This is a genomic window from Flavobacterium sp. XS2P24, assembly GCF_030010285.1.
Taxonomy (GTDB): Bacteria; Bacteroidota; Bacteroidia; order Flavobacteriales; family Flavobacteriaceae; genus Flavobacterium; species Flavobacterium algoritolerans.
Genome location: NZ_JASCRU010000019.1, coordinates 17,797 through 36,343, shown reverse-complemented (window position 1 = coordinate 36,343; position 18,547 = coordinate 17,797). Strand labels below are relative to the sequence as shown.

At 34.8% G+C, this 18,547-nt stretch carries 23 protein-coding genes; 13 read left to right on the top strand and 10 right to left on the bottom strand.

Annotated elements, in window-relative coordinates:
- Positions 1-20: 20 nt before the first annotated feature.
- From cobT to QLS31_RS12000, 5 genes are all read right to left on the bottom strand, one after another.
- Positions 21-1,697 (bottom strand): nicotinate-nucleotide--dimethylbenzimidazole phosphoribosyltransferase, encoded by a 1,677-nt coding sequence (cobT, locus tag QLS31_RS12020; protein ID WP_282744060.1) that lies wholly within the window; start codon positions 1,695-1,697, stop codon positions 21-23.
- A 122-nt stretch (positions 1,698-1,819) separates the two neighbouring features.
- Positions 1,820-2,464, bottom strand: coding sequence for a diphthine--ammonia ligase (locus tag QLS31_RS12015; RefSeq protein ID WP_282744059.1), 645 nt, complete (start codon positions 2,462-2,464; stop codon positions 1,820-1,822).
- Positions 2,465-2,554: 90 nt separating this feature from the next.
- Positions 2,555-3,070, bottom strand: a complete 516-nt coding sequence (gene cobU, locus QLS31_RS12010) for a bifunctional adenosylcobinamide kinase/adenosylcobinamide-phosphate guanylyltransferase (protein ID WP_282744058.1) — start codon at positions 3,068-3,070, stop codon at positions 2,555-2,557.
- Positions 3,071-3,129: 59 nt separating this feature from the next.
- A complete protein-coding gene (locus QLS31_RS12005) occupies positions 3,130-3,495 on the bottom strand; it encodes a four helix bundle protein (protein ID WP_121341306.1) in 366 nt (121 codons plus the stop codon).
- A 23-nt stretch (positions 3,496-3,518) separates the two neighbouring features.
- Positions 3,519-3,623 carry a DUF5522 domain-containing protein gene (locus tag QLS31_RS12000; RefSeq protein WP_282744071.1) on the bottom strand — a complete coding sequence of 35 codons (105 nt, stop codon included), beginning with the start codon at positions 3,621-3,623 and terminating at the stop codon, positions 3,519-3,521.
- A gap of 7 nt (positions 3,624-3,630) precedes the next feature.
- Here QLS31_RS12000 and QLS31_RS11995 point away from each other — a divergent pair, with 7 nt between their 5' ends.
- The 4 genes from QLS31_RS11995 (at position 3,631) to QLS31_RS11980 (ending at position 6,939) form a co-directional block, all read left to right on the top strand.
- Positions 3,631-3,891 (top strand): hypothetical protein, encoded by a 261-nt coding sequence (locus QLS31_RS11995; protein ID WP_282744075.1) that lies wholly within the window; start codon positions 3,631-3,633, stop codon positions 3,889-3,891.
- A gap of 90 nt (positions 3,892-3,981) precedes the next feature.
- Entirely contained in the window at positions 3,982-5,124 is a 1,143-nt protein-coding gene (locus tag QLS31_RS11990; RefSeq protein WP_282744057.1) for an ABC transporter substrate-binding protein, read from the top strand.
- A 1-nt stretch (position 5,125) separates the two neighbouring features.
- Entirely contained in the window at positions 5,126-6,157 is a 1,032-nt protein-coding gene (locus QLS31_RS11985; protein ID WP_282729895.1) for an iron ABC transporter permease, read from the top strand.
- Positions 6,157-6,939: an ABC transporter ATP-binding protein gene (locus tag QLS31_RS11980; protein WP_282744056.1), complete on the top strand. Its 783-nt coding sequence runs from the start codon at positions 6,157-6,159 to the stop codon at positions 6,937-6,939. The genes QLS31_RS11985 and QLS31_RS11980 overlap by 1 nt, the downstream gene beginning before the upstream one ends.
- 30 nt (positions 6,940-6,969) lie before the next feature.
- Here the strand turns inward: QLS31_RS11980 and QLS31_RS11975 are convergent, their stop codons facing one another.
- The 3 genes from QLS31_RS11975 to QLS31_RS11965 all read right to left on the bottom strand — a co-directional run bounded on the left by QLS31_RS11975 (position 6,970) and on the right by QLS31_RS11965 (position 9,759).
- Positions 6,970-8,580 carry a class I SAM-dependent methyltransferase gene (locus QLS31_RS11975; protein ID WP_282744055.1) on the bottom strand — a complete coding sequence of 537 codons (1,611 nt, stop codon included), beginning with the start codon at positions 8,578-8,580 and terminating at the stop codon, positions 6,970-6,972.
- Between the two features lie 114 nt (positions 8,581-8,694).
- Positions 8,695-9,150 (bottom strand): tRNA (cytidine(34)-2'-O)-methyltransferase, encoded by a 456-nt coding sequence (locus tag QLS31_RS11970; RefSeq protein WP_282744054.1) that lies wholly within the window; start codon positions 9,148-9,150, stop codon positions 8,695-8,697.
- A gap of 24 nt (positions 9,151-9,174) precedes the next feature.
- The gene (locus tag QLS31_RS11965) at positions 9,175-9,759 is read right to left on the bottom strand and encodes a pseudouridine synthase (protein ID WP_282744052.1); all 585 of its coding nucleotides are present in this window, start codon (positions 9,757-9,759) and stop codon (positions 9,175-9,177) included.
- A gap of 171 nt (positions 9,760-9,930) precedes the next feature.
- On the opposite strand from QLS31_RS11965, the gene QLS31_RS11960 reads away from it, so the two are divergent.
- Positions 9,931-10,296, top strand: coding sequence for a hypothetical protein (locus QLS31_RS11960; RefSeq protein WP_121341287.1), 366 nt, complete (start codon positions 9,931-9,933; stop codon positions 10,294-10,296).
- A gap of 33 nt (positions 10,297-10,329) precedes the next feature.
- On the opposite strand, the gene QLS31_RS11955 is transcribed toward QLS31_RS11960, so the two are convergent.
- Positions 10,330-10,971 carry a Pr6Pr family membrane protein gene (locus tag QLS31_RS11955; protein ID WP_282744050.1) on the bottom strand — a complete coding sequence of 214 codons (642 nt, stop codon included), beginning with the start codon at positions 10,969-10,971 and terminating at the stop codon, positions 10,330-10,332.
- 137 nt (positions 10,972-11,108) lie between these two features.
- On the opposite strand from QLS31_RS11955, the gene rmuC reads away from it, so the two are divergent.
- The 4 genes from rmuC to QLS31_RS11935 all read left to right on the top strand — a co-directional run bounded on the left by rmuC (position 11,109) and on the right by QLS31_RS11935 (position 14,127).
- The gene (gene rmuC, locus QLS31_RS11950; RefSeq protein WP_282744049.1) at positions 11,109-12,479 is read left to right on the top strand and encodes a DNA recombination protein RmuC; all 1,371 of its coding nucleotides are present in this window, start codon (positions 11,109-11,111) and stop codon (positions 12,477-12,479) included.
- 6 nt (positions 12,480-12,485) lie between these two features.
- Entirely contained in the window at positions 12,486-12,851 is a 366-nt protein-coding gene (locus QLS31_RS11945; RefSeq protein WP_282744048.1) for a 6-phosphogluconate dehydrogenase, read from the top strand.
- Entirely contained in the window at positions 12,852-13,397 is a 546-nt protein-coding gene (locus QLS31_RS11940) for an acyl-CoA thioesterase (protein ID WP_099716063.1), read from the top strand.
- Between the two features lie 190 nt (positions 13,398-13,587).
- Positions 13,588-14,127 carry a YceI family protein gene (locus QLS31_RS11935; RefSeq protein WP_282744047.1) on the top strand — a complete coding sequence of 180 codons (540 nt, stop codon included), beginning with the start codon at positions 13,588-13,590 and terminating at the stop codon, positions 14,125-14,127.
- 2 nt (positions 14,128-14,129) lie between these two features.
- Here the strand turns inward: QLS31_RS11935 and QLS31_RS11930 are convergent, their stop codons facing one another.
- Complete coding sequence (locus tag QLS31_RS11930; RefSeq protein ID WP_282744046.1) at positions 14,130-15,044, bottom strand: TIGR01777 family oxidoreductase; 915 nt, start codon at positions 15,042-15,044, stop codon at positions 14,130-14,132.
- Between the two features lie 118 nt (positions 15,045-15,162).
- On the opposite strand from QLS31_RS11930, the gene QLS31_RS11925 reads away from it, so the two are divergent.
- Genes QLS31_RS11925 through QLS31_RS11910 form a run of 4 tightly spaced genes read left to right on the top strand, consistent with a single transcriptional unit; the run spans position 15,163 to position 18,543 of the window.
- On the top strand, positions 15,163-15,822 hold the full coding sequence (locus QLS31_RS11925; protein ID WP_282744045.1) for a TetR family transcriptional regulator C-terminal domain-containing protein: 660 nt from the start codon (positions 15,163-15,165) through the stop codon (positions 15,820-15,822).
- Positions 15,822-17,129 carry an AarF/UbiB family protein gene (locus QLS31_RS11920; protein WP_282744044.1) on the top strand — a complete coding sequence of 436 codons (1,308 nt, stop codon included), beginning with the start codon at positions 15,822-15,824 and terminating at the stop codon, positions 17,127-17,129. Before QLS31_RS11925 ends, QLS31_RS11920 begins: the two co-directional genes overlap by 1 nt.
- Entirely contained in the window at positions 17,129-17,263 is a 135-nt protein-coding gene (locus QLS31_RS11915; protein WP_082014130.1) for a DUF2256 domain-containing protein, read from the top strand. The genes QLS31_RS11920 and QLS31_RS11915 overlap by 1 nt, the downstream gene beginning before the upstream one ends.
- Positions 17,239-18,543, top strand: coding sequence for a DASH family cryptochrome (locus tag QLS31_RS11910; RefSeq protein ID WP_282744043.1), 1,305 nt, complete (start codon positions 17,239-17,241; stop codon positions 18,541-18,543). The genes QLS31_RS11915 and QLS31_RS11910 overlap by 25 nt, the downstream gene beginning before the upstream one ends.
- Positions 18,544-18,547 lie beyond the last annotated feature (4 nt).

Sequence of the window (18,547 nt, the reverse complement as noted above, 5' to 3'; positions counted from 1 at the left end):
GTGCGTCTCTACGTGCGTCTCTACCGACTGCTAACCCCTGCTGATTCAAAACTCGCCATCTCATTCAAGAATGCCACAGCCGACTCAATTATAGGAAAAGCAATCGCGCAACCCGTGCCTTCACCCAACCGTAAATCGAGTTGCAACAGGGAACGAACTCCTAGATAATCTAATATTTTTTGGTGCCCTTGCTCAGCGGAAGAATGGCAAAAAATAGCATTTTTAGTAATGGATGGATTCTTTTTGAAGGCTATTAAAAAAGCAACACTACAGATAAAGCCATCCACTAGAATCAACATATTGGCTTCCTTTGCCTGAAGCATTCCACCTACCATTTGCATGATTTCAAATCCTCCGAAATAAGCTAATTTGCTCTCTAAATCATCTGAACCATTATAATTAGCAATGCATTTTTTAAGGATATTGATTTTTTGAATCAACTGTTCATCATTTACACCAGTGCCTTTTCCTACGCAATCTTCAATTGGTAATTCTAAAATAATGCTCATTAAAACCGAAGCTGTAGCTGTGTTACCAATACCCATTTCGCCAAAACCAATACAATTACTGCCCGTTTTTGCAATAGTGGCAACAATTTCGCTTCCTTTCGTAAAACACAACTCAACTTCTGTTTTACTCATTGCAGGTCCTTGTAAAAAGGAGTGCGTTCCCTTCCCTATTTTAGCCGAAATTAAATCCGTATTCGTAGGAAAATCATAATTCACACCCGCATCCACAATAGCTAATTGAATCTTATTTTGTTTACAAAACACATTGATAGCTGCGCCGCCTATCAAAAAATTACTCACCATCTGTCTGGTTACATCCTGCGGATAGGCACTTACTCCGTGATTTGCAATTCCGTGATCCGCGGCAAAAACAACCAGATTAGGTTTTGTGATTTTTGGTTCTAAAGTTTGAAATACCATCCCGATTTGTTTGGCGAGCACTTCTAAAAGTCCTAATGAACCCGTTGGTTTTGTTTTTTGGTCTATTTTATGTTGTAACGCATTTGCAAAAGCAGTAGGATCCATTTCCTTTTTAGTGTCAAAAAACACTTTCTCCACCTTACTTTCATGCAAAACAGTGATTTCCTCAACTAGTGGAATTTCTTGCTTTTGTTTCCAATTCAGTTGTTGCAACATGGGTTGATTATCATAATCTGTAGCCGGTTTTCCCACGCAAAAATACCCCAACGGCTCCATATTTTCAGGCAAACCCAATAATTGCTTGAACTGATAGTAATTCAAGATAGAAACCCATCCCATGGAATAGCCTTGCTCCGTTAAGGACAGCCAAATATTTTGTGCAGCACAAACGGAACTGAACTTTACTGCTTCATTACTCCCAACGGTTCCAATCGTAAAATTATTCAAAACGGAACGATCATAACAAATCACTAATCCCAGTGGTGCTTCTTCTATTGCCTCTAACTTTAGGGCTTTGTATGCTCGTTTTTGTTGCTCGTCATCTGTTAGCGCAACTGCTTTTTCATCATAATCCAAAAACAAATCTTTAATGGCTTTTTTTATTTCAGCCGACCTGATCAGATAGTATTTTGTAGCATCGGTCAAACCCACAGAAGGCGCCCAATGTCCTGCTTGCAGTGCTTTTTCAAGAACAACATCCGGTACTTGATCCTCCGTAAAATGACGGGTGTCGCGACGAGATTTTAAAATTTCATCTAAATAGGTCATATTTTTTATTTAAAAGTTCAATGGCAAAATTCAATGACAATTGCAAAAATCAATTTGAAAAACATTATTTTGATATTGATTTTTGACATTGATATTGTCATTATTTTTTTGTTATTGAAAAGTTATTCTTCCCAAACGATGAAACAATAATTTTCATAGGTAATTCTAGTGAATTCGGGCAGTTCAATCGCTCCAGAAAACAACGGACAATTTATTACCAAAGTATGAAACTCCCCATTTTCACCACAAGGATCTATTCCTTTTTCGTGTAATTCTTGAGCTAGTTCTTTCGTCAAAATTTTACCCAGATAACGTTCTCCCATCATTGTATTGCAAGAAACAATCATCGTTACAATACCGTCTTCAAGCATTTGATTTACCAAAACGATTCGGTCTTGTTGCCACAAAGGTAAAATTGCTTTTAGCAATGCTGCGGCACATACTTTATCTTCCCAATCTTTATGAGGTTGCAAATCAATATCACCAAAAACGGCTGCTTCCAAATCATATTTGGCTTTTAGCATTTTCAAAACTGCAATAAATTTGGCTTCATAATCGCCCCAAGTTGCGGGAATTCCTTCCAGAGGCAATCCCATTTTTTGGGCTTGCTGATTCAATATAGACAATGGTAATCCGTGAGAACGAGACACTTTCCCGTTTTCATTCATCATATTGAGTAACACTTTTGGAATAAATCCTTGCTGAATTGCTTGCATCATTGCATAACAACTGTCTTTTCCGCCACTCCAAGAAGTTACAAAATTCATATGTAGTTATTTATTGATTTTTAATTGAATATGTAATACGCTATGAGGCAATATTTTCTTTGAATTCAATATTGTAAAATCATAGCTATTTCATTTTTTTTCTTTTATCGTTACAGGAATTCCAGAAACCATAAGCACAACGGTATCGGCAGTTGCAGCTATATATTGATTCATCCAACCTTGAAGTTCTGTGAATTTTCTACCAATATGCGTTTCGGCATGAACGCCCATCCCTATTTCATTGGTTACAATAATAATTGTCGCATTTTCTTGATTGGCAATAGCATCAAATTCGGCTTTAGCTTGTTCTAAACACAAGGAAACATCATTTTTCGTATCCACAAAAAAATTTGTTAACCAAAGCGTAACACAATCGACAATGGCTACTTTTCCCGAAAAATCAATTTCGCTCAAGTGTTTTTCTTTTTCAATATTAATCCATCGTTCGTCCCGGTCTTTTTGATGGCGATCGATTCTCTTTTGGAAATCATCATCCCATTTTCGGGCTGTAGCCACATACATTGGTTTATCCGACAATCCTTTTGCTAAATTTTCGGCATAACTACTTTTACCGGAGCGTTCCCCGCCAGTTATTAAATATATCATTCTAATTGTAAATTATTAATTGTAAATTGTAGTAACATCTTTTATGCTAATTGAATAACTTATTTCTTGGTATCAACTTTTGCTTTAGTCGTTTTAATAATACTTGTTATAAGTTTTAATATTGATATTGCATCGTTATTTATATTTTCATATTCTTTCTCATTTAAATAATCCGTAGCTTTTAATAATTCTAACCAATAAACAACCTCATTAGCTTCTTTTTGTGCAATTGCAAACTTGTGAATAAAATCGTGCTTGCTCTCGGCATGTTCTGCTTCGCGAATCATAGCACCAATACTTGTTCCAGATCTTAATAGCTGCTTTGAAAGCACAAACTCTTTTTTATCACAACATAGATATTGATATAATCTAACTATTCGTACAGCAAAATCAAAACTCTTGGTTTTAACAATATTATCTTTCATCATTGATAATTTACAATTTATAATTATTTATACGGACAATGTCGACATCCATTGCCACAACAATTACCTCTTTTTAGATGAAACCAAGCCTTGAAAACATAGTTCCCATTTTCTAAATAATAATCGATTCCTTCTATGAGATTAGTAGTTTTGGGTAGATCTTTGGCTTTATTATCCGTTGCAGTTTCAGAAGATAGTGTTGCAACATATTCGTCAATTTTAGTGGAGCAGGCAGTTGTAAAACAACTGGAACACAAGCAATCCACCACTTCTGACGGAGTAAAAATGGGTGGAAAATTATTGCACCAGCATTTACTTCCTTCAGGTGTGTCCCCACAATTAAAAGGAGTTCCGCAAGTAGAACAGTTTTTGACTTTAATGCTATTCATTTCGTAAAGATAGTATTTGTTCAATTTTTTACTGCTAAAAATAAACAAGAAATTTTATAAATTTGGTATACCTTTGTCGCTATCGAAAAATTAAATCATGAAATTCACCTTTAAATTAATCCTTTTTGTTCTCTCTTTTTCAACTTTCGTTGGATGTAAAAAAAGCGAAAACCTAACCGTAAAAGAAAGTACTGATTCAAAAAATGCAATCGAATATGCCTCGGGACTTTCTATTAATAAATACGAAGGATATTCAGTAGTGACAGTTTCAAATCCTTGGCCTGAAGCCAATAAAAACTTCACTTATATATTGAAAGAAAAAAACGGCAGCATTCCTGATAGCCTGCAAAAATACACCACAATTTCAGTTCCTTTAGAATCAATCGTCGTTACCTCAACGACCAATATTCCTTTTTTGGAAATGCTGGGAGTTGAAAAATCACTGGTGGGTTTCCCTCATACCGATTATGTTTCTTCTGAAAAAACAAGAAAATTAATTGATGCCCGTGCTGTAAAAAACATAGGACAAAACGAAAAATTAAACATGGAGCAACTCATTGATTTGGCGCCTAATTTAATTGTGACTTTTGGAGTTGACAACAACAATCCGATGATTGATAATTTACAAAAAAGCGGTCTTAATGTACTCATACAAGCGGACTGGATGGAACAAACTCCACTTGGCAAAGCAGAATGGATTAAGCTTTACGGTGCTTTATTTGGAAAAGAAAAAGAAGCCAAAACGCTTTTTGATGAAATCGTTAAAAATTACAATGACGCGATACAATTGGTTGCAACCCAAAAACCAACAGCAACCGTTTTGTACGGATCTATGTATCAAGAGCAATGGTATGTAGCAAGAGGAAATAGCTGGGTAGCCCAATTCATGAAGGATGCCAAAGCAAATTATTTGTGGGCAAATGTCGAAGGTACAGGAAGTCTTAGTTTGCCTTTTGAAAAAATATTAGAGAAAGCAAAAACGGCGCAATATTGGATTGCAACAGGTTCTTTTAAAAGTATTGCTGAATTCGAAAACAGTAATCCACATTACAGTCAGTTTGACGCTTCAAAATCTAAAAATGTGTATACTTTTGAAAGTAAATTAGGTGCAACAGGAGGAACCATTTATTATGAATTAGCACCTAGCCGACCGGATTTAGTTTTGAAAGATTACATTAAAATCTTCCATCCTGAATTGCTTCCAAACTATACTTTTACTTTTGCACAAAAACTAAACTAAATTGGCGAATCAAAAACGAAATACGATTCTATTTTTCTTGCTTACTTTGGGGCTTGTTCTATTGTTTTTTGTAAACATTAGTTTTGGTTCCATAACGATTCCTTTTAAAGAAATTTATACTAGTTTAACTGGTGGTCAAGCGAGTAAGTCTACTTGGGAATATATCATCATCAATTATCGTTTACCAAAAGCCATTACTGCAATTCTTGTTGGAATGGGATTATCTATAAGTGGATTGCTGATGCAAACTCTGTTTCGAAATCCACTGGCAGGACCTTATGTTTTAGGACTAAGTTCCGGTGCCAGTTTAGGCGTTGCTTTTGTAATATTAGGAGCGAGCTTACTTCCACCTTTTTTAAGTACCATTTTATTATCCTCTTATGGAGTGGTTTTAGCCTCAACTATAGGAAGTTCAGTTGTATTACTCGCCGTTTTGATGGTATCCCAAAGGCTACGCGATACGATGGCCATCTTAATTGTAGGGCTAATGTTTGGTAGTTTTACCAGCGCAATAGTAGGCGTTCTTACGTATTTTAGTTCAGCTGAACAATTGCAGAAATTTACGTTTTGGTCCATGGGAAACTTAGGTAATTTGTCTTGGTCTTCTATAGTAATTCTGACAATTTGTGTGGCAATTGGCTTATTATTAAGTCTGTTTAGCATCAAGCCACTTAATGCACTATTATTGGGTGAAAATTACGCACGCAGTTTAGGTTTGAATTTCAAAAAAACACGATTAATTATTATTTTTGCAACAAGTATTTTAGCCGGAAGCATCACGGCCTATGCAGGTCCAATTGCCTTTGTAGGACTGGCAGTTCCGCACATAGCAAAATTAGTGTTTCAAACCAGTAACCATTCGGTTTTGTATTGGAGTACGTTACTTTTAGGCGCTTCAATTATGCTTATTTGTGATGTAATTTCAGAATTGCCCGGATTGGAGATCACTTTACCAATCAATGCTGTAACTTCTATAATTGGAGCTCCAGTTGTGATTTGGCTATTGGTTAGTAAACGAAAAATGATTGCCTAATGGAAAACAAAATCATCTTACAAGCGTCTCAAATTAGCATCGGTTATTCTCATAAAAAAGAGAAAATCGTAGTGGCTTCGGATATTTCTATTGCTTTAAAAAAAGGAAAACTGATAGCTTTAATTGGTGCGAATGGCATTGGAAAATCAACACTTTTAAAAACGATAACTGGAATCCAGAAACCGCTTTCTGGTGCTGTTTTCTTGAATGAAAAGAAAATTACTGATTACGAACCTTTGGATTTAGCGCAAAACCTAAGCATTGTTTTAACCGAAAAATTACCTCCCAGTAATTTAACCGTTTTTGAACTCATTGCTTTAGGAAGACAGCCCTACACCAATTGGATGGGAACTTTATCTGATATTGATATTGTTAAAGTTAACGAGGCCATGGCATTGACGCAAATCAGTCATTTAGCCACAAAAAAACATTATGAGATTAGTGACGGACAATTACAAAAAGTATTGATTGCACGAGCTTTGGCACAAGATACTCCGTTAATAATTTTGGATGAACCCACAACCCATTTGGATTTATTGCACAAAGTGGCTTTATTCAAACTTTTGAAAAAGCTTACTCATGAAACCGGAAAATGCATTTTATTTTCTACTCATGATATTGATATGGCGATACAATTGAGTGACGAAATGATTATTATGACTCCTGAAACTGTGCTTCAAGACGAGCCTTGTAATTTTATTTCAAAAGGAAGTTTCAATACCTTATTCAAAGACGAACATATTATTTTTGACGCTGAAAAAGGAAAATTCATGATTGTTTAGTTCCAACATTTTATTCCGTCCAAAATCGTACTAACCATTTCCTTTCAATAAATTTATACTCACTGTTGCAAGATTTGAGTCTGGGAATCTCCTAAAAAAATTAGCATCCGGATACAATCCCGCTTCAGCAGCGATTTTGTGCAAAACAGGAATTTCAACGATGTATTGATCCGAAAAACCATGCGTGGCATCATAAGCCGTAGCAGCCGTTTTCCCTAAATTAGCAGCAGTCAAATTTGGAGCAATCGTATGCAATTCAATCATTAACAACCCAAATTTCCGAACGTACGGCGACCATTTATTCAAATGTTCCAATAGATTATCTTCGACTAAACAATTACTGATTCGCTCTCCTCTATGCGCAAATGCTCCGGTTGAATGACTTACTCTGCCTTTAGTAACATGTTTAGGCATTTCCCAAATTCGGTTATGATCCAAGAAGGTTCTCACATTCAATAAATCTTTTAAATCAATGTTATAATTTTCCAATAAGTCATTGGCTAACAAATCCGGCTGTCCAATATCACCCCAAATTACTTTGGCCCAAATATCGGCTTTGATTAAATTGGCCCGGGTTACTTTCAACGCAGCCTGATTGTAATCGGCACCAACAAGGAATAAAGGATAATCATCCAGCATTTTTCCGCGAAGCGTTTGTCGTTCGATTACATTATAAATATGTTCAATAAATGCTCCATTGCCACAACCCATATCGAGAATTCCTTTCGGTTGGTCTTCTATTGGTAAATTGAATAATTTGATGATAATCTCATCTACGACTTTAAAATAAGTATCGTGCGCACCTCCGCTTCCCCAAACATTCATTTCTCGGTCCACATGAATTTCATCTTCGCCTTCAGCAACCGTTCTGAGTATATTTGGGTTACCAAAAATCAAATCCTCCATTTTACTAAATGTAGGTAAATAGGAAACCGTCACTCCATAAGCAGAAGCTCTTTTGGCAAAAAACAATCCCTTTTCCGTAAACTGGTAATTGCCTTTTTTTTGGGTAAACCAACCTAAATCTGCAAAGAAATCTAATATAATTTTGAAATTCTCGGGAGATTTATGAAATTCTTCAGGACGGAAGGAAATCTCCATAAAATACTTATGAAACATACCGCTCATACCCAATCGCACTAATATTGGTCCAACCAAAGAACCTTCAATGTGCGTTAAAATCTGATGCTGAATTTCATTGGTCAGCGCATCATTCGAAAATGAAATTTCATAATTTTTTTTATACAAATCGAAAATTAACCCCAATCGAACGAATGGAATATCGTCTAATAATCGCGTGCTAAATTGCATCGTGAAATGCAGTAAATCAAGCACGTCTTCATACAAATAGAACATAGGAAAAGCAATCGCGCTTTTTTCGTTTATGGCAAACGTAATTTGGTCTGTGTAAGTATTGATGTGATAATTCAGAAATCCCTGCGAACACAAAACACGCAAACCCACATTGAGATAGCCTTCATTGGCTTTAAAGTGTTCCGAAAGTTCCGAAAGCGTAACTTCTTTTTTGTCAAGAATATAGGACAGCACCCCTTTTTCATACAAAACATGCGCAACGGGAGCGGTAACCAAACCGTCTAAATGTTTGAAAATGGTGCTTCTAAGAGTAATTTTATCAATCATAAAAAGTACGTTTTAAGGGAGAAAAAACACAATTAGATCCAGAATGACCTATTCAAATATATGAAATTTCAACCACAAAATAGCCTTACTTTTTTACAACTTTTAATTTACAATTCACAGTCTACTAGCTATTTGTCTTTTTGCTTCGCCAATGACAAACGCAACAGAATTTGCTATATTAAAACTTCTGATTAACGATGACATAGGAATTGTCAGATGATTGGGAAATTCGTTTAAAACAGCTTCACTCAAACCTTTACTTTCTTTCCCAAAAACCAACCAGTCTCCATCCTGAAAATCAGTCTCCAGATATGATTTTTTGGCATGGGAACTCATCAGGAAAACTCGGGATAAATCAGGAATCTGTGTTTTCCATTCGGCTACATTTTGATATTCAGTAACATCAAGATGTACCCAATAATCCAAACCGGAACGTTTTAGGTTTTTATCATTAATGACAAATCCAAAAGGATGAATTAAGTGCAAACGGCTTTCGGTACCTACGCACAATCGGCCAATATTTCCCGTATTATTTGGGATTTCAGGTTCTACTAAAACGATGTTTAACATTGCAATTATTGTTATTTTTTATTGTTATTTTTCATTCGAATCGACTGCAAAATCAGACACTTCCAAAACTTCTCCAGCCTGCAAATCATTGAGATGTACGTTTCCTATTCGAACACGAACCAAGCGTAACGTAGGGAAACCAACAGCGGCAGTCATTTTTCGGACTTGGCGAAACTTCCCTTCATTCACCGTTATCGAAGCCCAAGAAGTGGGACCGTGACGTTCATCGCGTATCTTTTTTCCTCTGGTTCCAAAAGCGGGAATTTCATTTATCAAGAATGCTTTGCACCGTTTCGTAATGTATTTCGTTCCATTGAAACCTATTTCGACTCCTTTTTGCAATTGCTCAATCGCTTCCTGATGGATAATTCCATCGACTTGAACATAATATTCCTTGTCGACTTTTTTACTTCGAATGATTTCGCTCATCTTCCCGTCCGTGGTCAATAACAATAATCCTTCTGAATCTTCGTCAAGACGCCCTATTGCCATCGTTCCTTTTGGGAAATCGTGCAATTCACCCAGCAGTTTCTTTTTTCTTTTTAATTCGTAAATAAACTGACTCAGATACCCGTAAGGCTTATGAATGATGAAATGAGAATGAGACATTTTAGTGTATTAGTTGTGCGTGCAAAGATAGTTTTGTTTTCTCTGGATTTAAAATAGTGTCGCCATACATTTATTGGTGTAAACCAAAAGCTATGTTAAATGATTGAACTCCTTCGTTTAAAAGACGTAATCTTATAGAAGCTAACAGTATTAGCTTTAAAATTAAAGAGTATGGAAAGCAACGATTTAGGTTCAAAAAAAACAAATAATAAGCAAAATATAAACGAAGGATTTAGCGGTCAGAATCTAGCCCAAAATACTAATCCTGAAGTATCCCATTTAAAATCAGAAGTAGAAACTGATAGTCATGGAAATCAAAAAATTGTCCAAAGAGCACGTAATATTGATGGAACTCTAGAACAGAATGAGGATAGCACTCCTATAAATTTAAGTTCTGATATTGCAAATGTTTCTGAAGAACAAGCTAAAAAAATGGTCGAAAATAAAGATCATAACTCGGATATTATTCCAAACCGTTATCCAAATTCCCATCCGGATAATCAGGAAGACCGAGGAAATATAAAACTGGATGAATAATAATTGATTTAGTGCAAAAAGACCAATACGAATCTAATTCCTATTGGTCTTTTTTATTTTCCCAATTCCAATAAACAACGTTCCAAAAAAAACAAAAGCCAGCAGCATAAAAAAGCTGTTAAGCAATACTTTATCATAACCCAAAAGTATCACATCTATAAATGGATAGGGATAAAAACTAAAAAAAGCGCCCCGAACTAAAGTGTAAACCAAATACACCGCAGGGAAAATCAACCACGGAAAGATGTTTTTGAATTCCAATTCCTTTTTTGGTACAAATAGAATCCAATAGAGTAAAACCAAAATTGGAATAACCAAATGCAACAACTCATCCACTACTTTTTGAGAACCCGTTGGCGCCCATAAAAATCTAAGAATTGCATTGTAAACAAGTCCTACAATCGTGATGTATAACGTAATTGCTGTTGTGTTTTTAGGTTTCGAAAAAAATAAACCCAATTTGGATTTTGGCTTCAGCCAAAGAAAAGTAAAACAAACTGCCACTAAAATATTCGATTGAATGGTGAAAAAACTAAAAAAACGAACAATCGTTTCCGAAAGTGACACCACCCGATTGATAATGATAAGGTACAATTGTAATACAACCGCAAACCAACCGACAATAGCAATAATTGCAAAAAAACGAGAATTCAATTTTAAAGATTTATCCTGCATATTTTTTAAAGTATAAAAATTAATTGGCAACTAATTTTACAAATCCATGAATACTAAAACTTGAGATACTATTTTGATTTCCGAAAGGAAAGAAGGAAACTTTTGTTTATTTTTACAAACTTACAAAAAGAAATTTTATGTCAAATATGCTTCCGTTTTTATTGATTTTCATCGTTGCTCTCGCTATTGGTATTTTCATTGGCAAACTCATTTTCTCTGCCCGATTCCAATCGGAAAAAATCAGTTTAGAAGAAAAACTAATTGCTTTTACTTCCCAATTCAACCAACTAAAAGAGCAGATTGTCATTGATAAAACAACTTTTGAAAAGCAATTAGAAAATGCAAATGCCGAGAAAGAAAGCATTCGAAGTGAAAAAGACAGTCTGGCGATTCAGCTTTCGAAAAAAGAAGTTGATTTTGAGAATCTTTGGGAACGCAATAAAGAACAAAAAGAAGAAGTCGAGAAACTACAGGAAAAATTCACCAAAGAATTTGAGAATCTCGCCAACAAAATATTAGAAGAAAAGTCCAATAAATTCACGGAACAGAACAAGGAGAATATGAAAAATATCTTGTCGCCTTTACAGGATAAAATTCAATTGTTCGAAAAGAAAGTCGAAGACACCCACAAAGAAAGTATTGATTATCATGCGGCTTTGCGCCAACAGATTTTGGGCTTGCGAGAAATGAATATCCAAATGAGCAAGGAAACCATCAACCTGACCAAAGCTTTGAAAGGAGACAGTAAAATGCAGGGAAATTGGGGTGAATTGGTTTTGGAACGTGTTCTTGAAAAATCAGGATTAGAGAAAGGTCGTGAATACGAAGTGCAACAAGCGTTCACTACCGAAGATGGAAATCGCGTTTTTCCTGACGTTGTCATCAATCTGCCGGACGGTAAAAAGATGATTGTCGATTCTAAAGTTTCTTTGACCGCTTACGAAAAATACATCAATGAAGAAGATGACGATATAAAAGTTGGATTTTTAAAAGAACACGTTAACTCCATCAAACGCCACGTAGAACAATTAGGCAATAAAAACTACCAAGATTTATATCAAATAGAAAGCCCTGATTTCGTCTTATTATTTATTCCTATCGAACCGGCTTTTGCCATGGCTCTGAACGAGGATACGAGTTTGTACAACAAAGCATTCGAGAAAAACATAGTTATTGTTACTCCGGCGACATTATTAGCTACTTTGCGAACGATTGACAGCATGTGGACCAACCAAAAGCAACAGGAAAACGCACTTGAAATTGCACGTCAAGCTGGTGCTTTGTATGACAAATTTGAAGGTTTTGTTGGGGATTTAATCCGAATTGGAAAGAAAATAGACGAAAGCAAAACAGAATACAGCGGTGCCATGAATAAACTCGTAGAAGGAAAAGGAAACCTGATTGTGAGTGTGGAGAAATTGAAAAAAATGGGAGCCAAAGCGAAAAAAGCACTTCCGGAAAGCATATTAAATAGAGCAGAAAAAGACGAAAATCAACTTTTAAACTAAACAAAAATGAGAAAATTTTTAATGGTAATAACCGTAATCCTTGTAGTATCTGTGTCAGGTTATTTTGCTTTTTTATACACTGCCACGTATAGCGAAGGAGTTCGTTCAGGCGAATTAATAAAAGTGAGCCGTAAAGGAGTTGCATTCAAAACATGGGAAGGCGAAATAAGTCAGGGCATTTCCGGAGCTCAAATTTTCTCTTTTTCGGTATTGGACAGTGAGGAAAAAGTAATTACTGACTTACAAGAATTCGAAGGACAATATGTTCAGGTAGCTTATGTAGAACGCTACAGGACATTTCCTTGGTGGGGCGATACACGCTATTTTATAACAGAAGTCAAAAAAGTAAATTCTCCTTTTAAAATAAAATAAATGAACCGTACTTTTAAAACCGTTGCATCCTCAAATATTCGAATTTCAGAATTGATGTTGCCATCACACACTAATTTTAGCGGGAAAATTCATGGTGGTTATATTTTATCCTTATTAGATCAGATTGCATTTGCCTGTGCATCCAAATTTTCAGGAAATTATTGCGTAACTGCATCCGTGGATACGGTCAATTTCCTCAAACCAATAGAAGTAGGCGAACTCGTTACAATGAAAGCCTGCGTGAATTACGTAGGCAATAGTTCCATGATTATTGGCATTCGTGTAGAAGCAGAGAACATTCAAACGGGAAAAATCAAACATTGCAATTCTTCCTATTTTACGATGGTTGCCAAAGACAAAGAAGGCAATAGCATGCTTGTTCCAGGATTAATTTTATCTAATATGAGTGAAGTACGTCGTTTTTGCAATTGCATCAAACAAATCGCCTTAAAAAAGGAAAAAGACCTTCATGAAGAAAAGTTTGATTACACATCAGAAGAATCATTAGAAAGCTTAAAAAAATACAACATAAAGTTAGAGTTATAATTTAGTAAATCGATAACTAACACTTTTGTAAAAAATACTTTTCCACGAATATTACATTCCCAATTATACTTTAATTTCTGATTAAAAAAACCGAGAAAAATTAACTCATTTGGTGATTTTTTCAACCGCTCAATACTTTTATTTCATCGGTTAATTTCGTAACTTTAAGTAATTTAATTCATAAATCATTATGAAAAAAATTACTCTAATAGTACTACTCATTATTGCAATTAAATCTTTTGCACAAGATAAAATGGTGACTTATGGAGCAATCATACATTTTGAGGCTTCAATTCCCTTATTTGAAGAAGTGAAAGCAAGTAATGAAAAAACAACCTGTATTTTGATAACTAAAACAGGACAGATAGCCTGTTGGATGAACATTAAAGACTTCAAATTTCAAAGAAGCTTGATGGAAGAACATTTTAATGAAAACTACATGGAAAGCAAACGCTTTCCAAGAGCAGTTTTTAAAGGTAAAATTGAAAAATTTGATTTAAAAAACATCAATTCAGTTCCTAAACAATATCAAATCAACGGGAAAATCACCATTCATGGCAAAACAAAAAAAATAGATATTAGTGGCACCCTAAAAAAAGTGGATAAGCGAATTGAACTTATCTCTGAGTTTCCCTTAAACACGGATGATTTTATGATAGAAATTCCTTTTATAGTTCGCAGCAAAATATCCAAAAGCGTCAACACGCAACTCATTTGTGTCTTACGATAAATCTATTTTGTTAAACAATCTCTTAAAGCCTCTTCCAGATTTTTAAATTTAAATTGAAAACCCGTTTCTTCAATCTTATCAGAAGAAACCCTTCTACCGGTCAAGACAATCACGGCCATTTCGCCCATTACCAATTTTAACACAAAAGCAGGAACATTGGGCAACCAAATAGAATAGCCAAAAATACGAGCCAACGTTTTAGAAAAAATAGTATTAGTCGTATTATCACTAACAGCTGCGTTGTAAGCACCTTCCATATTAGGATTTAAAACCGCTTGAAGATAGATGTTACACAAATCATCTACATGAATCCAAGGCATGTATTGCTTACCGGAACCCAATGCGGAACCCAATCTAAACTTGAACAAGGGAATAAGTTTTTTTAAGAAACCATCATTTTTCCCTAATACTAATCCAGTACGGATTTTTACGGTACGAATGTTTAGGTTTTCTATAAAATCCAAAGCTCCTTCCCATTTCTGACAGGTATAACCCAAGAAATCATTTGCTGGTGGCGTGTTTTCTGAACAAATCTCTTCGCCATTTACGGCTCCATAAATACCTACCGCCGATGCTGAAATAAAAGCGTCCAGTTTTTTGTTGTTTTTTTTTATAACAGAATACAACAATTGAGTAGATTTTTCCCGACTATCAATAATAGCCGCTTTACGTTTAGCGGTCCATCTTTTTTCAGCGATATTTTCACCTGCTAAGTGAATAATATAATCCGCGTTTAAAACGGCGCTTTCGTCAATAGTCTGATTTGCGACATCCCATTTGTAATAGAAAATGTCTCCTTTATTTTGTTTTTCACTTCTACTCAGGATAGATACTGAATACCCTTTCGCGATCAATAAACCTGTTAAATGGCTACCGATAAATCCCGAACCTCCGCTTATTAAAACATTTTTTTTCATGATAGTGTAAAGCTAATGATTTATAATGATATAAAATTATATTAAATTTTGTTTAACTTTATTAATATATAGTTAAACATTTCATACCTTTATACTTTAATTTGAAATATACTAAAAAATGGCTGCTAAAAAAACAATACTAACAAAGGACAAAATAGTTTCTCTTTATATGAACTATGTCCTCGATCATAGTGAAAAACCGAAATCCGTATATCATTTTGCAAAAATGAATGACTTTACGGAAGCGGAATTCTATTCATTTTTTGGAACAATAGAAAGCATCGAAAAAGAGATTTTTAAAATGTTTTTAGAAAAAACGGTAGAATTGCTCAACAAAAACAAGGACTACGAAATGTATGATATGAAAAGTAAAATGCTGAGCTTCTACTTTACTTTTTTTGAAATTCTAACTGCGAACAGAAGTTATGTCGTGCTCGTTTTAAAAGAACACAACAATCAATTAAAAAAACTGATGCAGCTTTCTGAACTTAGAAATAGTTTCAAAAATTATCTTATCGAAATAATCTCAGACGATTTTAGAACGCAACAAGAAAAATTTCAGAATTTTCAAGAGAAAGCATTTCAGGAAACCTCATGGATTCAACTTTTATTGACGTTGAAATTCTGGCTGGATGATTCTTCACCAGCTTTTGAGAAAACTGACATATATATTGAGAAGTCAGTGAAAGCCTCTTTTGAATTAATGAACATCACTCCGCTGGATAGCTTAATAGACTTTGGAAAATTTATTTTCAAAGAAAAAATATACAATAAGTAATGAAAACGATAGACTATATCCCTACTTCAAAAATTGAAAGGGCCACAAAACTAGTGCAAACCGGTGCAAAAGTTGGTGTCAATTATCTAAAATATTACGGAGAAAAAATGGTTAATTCTGATTTGACTCGTGATAAACTCAACGAAGATAATGCAGAAGATATTTATGACGGACTAAAAAGTTTGAAAGGAAGTGCGCTCAAAGTCGCACAAATGCTAAGTATGGACAAAAGTTTTTTGCCACAGGCTTATGTAGAAAAATTTTCATTGTCACAGTTTTCTGTTCCGCCACTTTCGGCTCCATTAGTATTGAAAACGTTCAAGACAAATTTCGGAAAAACACCGTATGAAATTTTTGATGAGTTCAACGCAAATTCCGTTAACGCTGCCAGTATCGGACAAGTTCATCTCGCTGTAAAAGACGGAAAAAAACTGGCTGTGAAAATTCAATATCCTGGTGTAGCCAATAGTATTTCATCTGATTTGGCTTTGGTAAAACCCATTGCAATCAGAATGTTTAATCTACAAGGAAAAGATTCTGACAAGTATTTCAAGGAAGTTGAGGACAAATTGATTGAGGAAACCAATTATTTATTGGAACTAAAACAAAGCCAAGAAGTGGTTGAAGCCTGTAAAAAGATTGAAAATCTGGTTTTCCCGAATTACTATTCTCAATATTCATCGGAGAAAATTATCACGATGGATTGGATGACAGGAATTCATCTATCGGAATTTACTAATAAAAATGACAATCAAGAAATCGCGGACAAAATTGGTCAGGCTTTATGGGATTTCTATATGTATCAAATTCATATTCTGAAAAAAGTACACGCTGATCCGCATCCGGGAAATTTCTTGGTAAATGATAAAAACCAATTAGTAGCATTGGATTTTGGTTGCATGAAACAAATTCCGAATGACTTTTATATTCCTTATTTCGAATTAATAAACAAAGAAGTGATTGATAACAAGAAACTTTTTAGTCAAAAATTATTCGAATTGGAAATCCTTAGAGTGGATGATTCCAAAGAGGAAGTGGAATATTTTACTCAAATGTTTTACGATTTATTATCGCTTTTCACGAAACCTTTTCAAACCGAAACGTTTGATTTCTCGGACGCAGCATTCTTTGAAAGCATCGCACAATTGGGCGAACGATTCTCAAAAGACACCAATCTTAGAAAAATGAATGGCAATCGAGGTTCCAAACATTTCATTTATATGAACAGAACGTTCTTTGGATTATACAATTTAATGTTTGATTTGAAAGCGACAATTGTTGTCAATGAATATCAAAAATACAACTAGTGAAAAAGGAAAATCTTCCTTCAAAAATGTGTTTGGTTTGTAACCGACCTTTTAGCTGGCGGAAAAAATGGGAAAAAGTTTGGGACGAAGTCAAATATTGTAGCGAAAAATGCAAGAGAAACAAAAAGGGTTAGTTTGGTTTAGAAATGATCTCAGAGTCCATGATAATGAATCTTTGACAAATGCGATACAAGAAAATGACACTGTAATTGCGGTCTATTGTTTTGATCCAAGGCAATTTGAGGAAACAAGATTTGGTTTTAAAAAAACAGAAAAATTCCGAGCCAAATTTCTAATTGAGTCTGTGACAGTATTGAGACAAAATTTGGAAAAATTGAATATTCCGCTTTTGGTGTATCACCAAAAACTAGAAGATTCTATTCCGGAAATTGTAACTCAAAATAAAATCAATTCTGTTTACTTCCAAGAAGAATGGACGAGTGAAGAAATGGAAGTTTTAGAGAATATCAAATCGAAAATATCGGTTTCAGTAGCGTTTAGAGCTACTTACAATCAGTTCTTATTTCATCCTGAAGACATTCCGTTTGACATTCCATCGATTCCAAATGTTTTTACACAATTCAGGAATCAGTGTGAAAAATCGACAAAAGTCAGACCTGAATTTGCAGTTCAACAGATGCCTGAAGAAAATTGGTTCGCAAATGAAACTGTAATTCCTACGATGGAAACATTAGGATTTACCGATTTTGAAATGGATTCCAGAACAGCTTTTCCTTTTCGAGGAGGTGAAGACGAAGCAATGAAAAGATTGGAGCATTATTTTTGGAAAACCAAAAAACTAAGTGTTTATAAATTGACCCGCAACGGATTAATTGGAACTGATTTTAGTTCGAAATTTTCTCCTTGGTTAGCCAATGGCTCTATTTCGGCGAAAACTATTTATTGGGAAATTATTAAATACGAACAACAAATTGGGAAAAATGAATCAACGTATTGGTTGATTTTCGAACTGATTTGGAGAGATTATTTTAAATACGTTTCGATGAAAAACGGGAATTCGATTTTTAAAATTGGAGGGATTTTAGACAAAAAATACGATTGGAAAAACAATCCATTAGCGATAAAAAATTGGATTAACGGCACAACTAAAGAGCCTTTTGTAAATGCCAATATGATTGAATTACAACAAACAGGCTGGATGAGCAATCGCGGCAGACAAAATGTAGGTTCCTATTTTGCAAAAAATCTTCTGTTAGATTGGCGTATAGGAGCGGCTTATTTTGAAGCGATGCTTATTGATTACGATGTACACAGCAATTACGGGAATTGGATGTATGTTTCAGGAGTTGGAAACGACCCAAGAGATCGAAAATTCAATATTAAGTTACAAGCCGAGAATTATGACGGGCAATCAAAATTCCAGAAATTATGGTTGCAACAACAATTATTTTAAAAAT